The following is a 1,924-nucleotide window of genomic DNA, read 5'->3' as shown; positions in this document are numbered from 1 at the left end:
AACAAAATAGTAAAAAAATTTTCAAAATAGAAATCACATACAACATTTCAAAAAAACGAAAGTGCTAGATTAAACCTTGAATAAAGGCTTTCTAGCACTTTTTACTTTTTCAACTGTCAAACTCGGGATATTACCAAATACTTCCCGCTTCGTCAAATGTTTTTTATAATTTTTTTAATAAAAAATCAAAAAACATTTATATATACATATTTTCCATATTTTTTTAAATTATTATTTCAATTAAATAATAAAATTGTACTATAATTCGGTTATACATTATAGGAGGATTTTTATGAAAAAATTAGGTTTTGGATGTATGCGATTGCCATTAACAAATCCAGAAGATCCAACTTCTGTCGATTTAAAACAATTTTGTGAAATGATTGATACTTTTATGGATAATGGATTTACATATTTTGACACTGCTTATCCTTATCACCAAAGACAAAGTGAATTATTTGTCAAAAAAGCTTTGGTTGAAAGATATCCACGAAATTCATTTACTTTAGCTGACAAATTGCCTGTCCCATTTATGAAAACAAAAGAGGATGCAAAAAGAATTTTTGATGAACAATTGGAAAAATGTGGAGTTAATTTCTTTGATTACTATCTTCTGCATGCTTTAAATCGTAATCATTATCAAACTGCTTTAAAATTTGGTTGTTTTGATTTTATTAAAAAAATGAAAGAAGAAGGTAAAATAAGAGAAATTGGATTCTCATTTCATGATACGGCTGATATTCTAGATCAAATTTTGACTGAACATCCTGAAATGGATTTTGTTCAACTTCAAATCAATTATCTTGATTGGAATAGTGAAAGTGTACAATCTAGATTATGTTATGAAACAGCTGTTAAACATGGAAAACAAGTTGTTATTATGGAACCTGTTAAGGGAGGAAGCCTTGTACATGTTCCAGAAAATATTCAAACTAAATTATTAAATTTAGATGGATCGTTATCTATTGCATCATGGGCAATACGATTTGCAGCAAGTCTTAAAAATATACGCGTTGTACTTAGTGGCATGTCAAACCTTGAACAATTAAATGACAATATTTCATATATGAAAAAATTTAAACCGTTGACACAAGAAGAAAATGATTTCTTGATTAAACTAGGGGATCAAATTCGAACATCTATCGCTATTCCGTGTACAGCATGTAACTATTGTACTCCTGGTTGTCCAAAACATATTTGTATACCTGAATACTTTAGTCTATTCAATAAAAGAAAACAAAATTTATCTAAAGGTAAATCAACAGAATACGATGATTTAAAAAATGAACACGGAAAGCCATACGATTGTATTGAATGTGGACAATGTGAGCGTGTATGTCCGCAAAAGCTTCCAATTATCAGTAATCTAAAGAAAGTAGCTGATGAATTTGAATAAATTTATCGCAAAAAGAAACAATATTATATTTTATACTTCAAATGATATTGGTGTAAAACCAATTCTTTCAAAAATTAATGAAGATATGAATTTTTATAAAAACGCAGATATAGAAGATACAGTAGTAGGTAAAGCAGCTGCTTGCCTATACGTTCTCGCAAAAATTAAATTTGTTTATGCTCATACTCTAAGTGAACCAGCAAAAATTAATTTAGAAAAGAATAATGTTTCTTTCAAATACGATAAACTTGTTAAGGAAATCCGAAATAGGACAAACACAGATATGTGTCCATTAGAAAAATCCGTGATTCATATAGAGGATCCAGTTGCCGCAAAAATCGCATTAGAAAATACAATTAAAGAATTAATGAATCTGAAAAAAGCCAAGTCTTTATTTACTTAGACTTGGCTTTTGAATATAAAAGGCAAAAAAAAGGACCCGGCAGCTAGCTATCTTCGCAGGGGCAAGCCCAACTATTGTCGCCGTGAAAGTGCTTAACTTCTGAGTTCGGGATGAGTTCAGGTGTG

At 29.6% G+C, this 1,924-nt stretch carries 2 protein-coding genes and 1 rRNA gene; 2 read left to right on the top strand and 1 reads right to left on the bottom strand.

Annotated elements, in window-relative coordinates:
• Nucleotides 1-292 precede the first annotated feature (292 nt).
• Both FYJ55_RS10545 and FYJ55_RS10540 read left to right on the top strand, forming a co-directional pair.
• Nucleotides 293-1,396 carry an aldo/keto reductase gene (locus FYJ55_RS10545; protein WP_154556783.1) on the top strand — a complete coding sequence of 368 codons (1,104 nt, stop codon included), beginning with the start codon at nucleotides 293-295 and terminating at the stop codon, nucleotides 1,394-1,396.
• Complete coding sequence (locus FYJ55_RS10540) at nucleotides 1,383-1,799, top strand: DUF1893 domain-containing protein (RefSeq protein ID WP_154556782.1); 417 nt, start codon at nucleotides 1,383-1,385, stop codon at nucleotides 1,797-1,799. Before FYJ55_RS10545 ends, FYJ55_RS10540 begins: the two co-directional genes overlap by 14 nt.
• Before the next feature lie 34 nt (nucleotides 1,800-1,833).
• On the opposite strand, the gene rrf is transcribed toward FYJ55_RS10540, so the two are convergent.
• A 5S ribosomal RNA gene (rrf, locus tag FYJ55_RS10535) occupies nucleotides 1,834-1,924 on the bottom strand; the annotation flags it as partial.

It is taken from the genome of Holdemanella porci, assembly GCF_009696075.1.
Lineage (GTDB): Bacteria > Bacillota_I > Bacilli_A > Erysipelotrichales > Erysipelotrichaceae > Holdemanella > Holdemanella porci.
The sequence above is the reverse complement of the archived record's forward strand: the minus strand, read 5'-3'. Positions and strand labels throughout refer to the sequence as shown.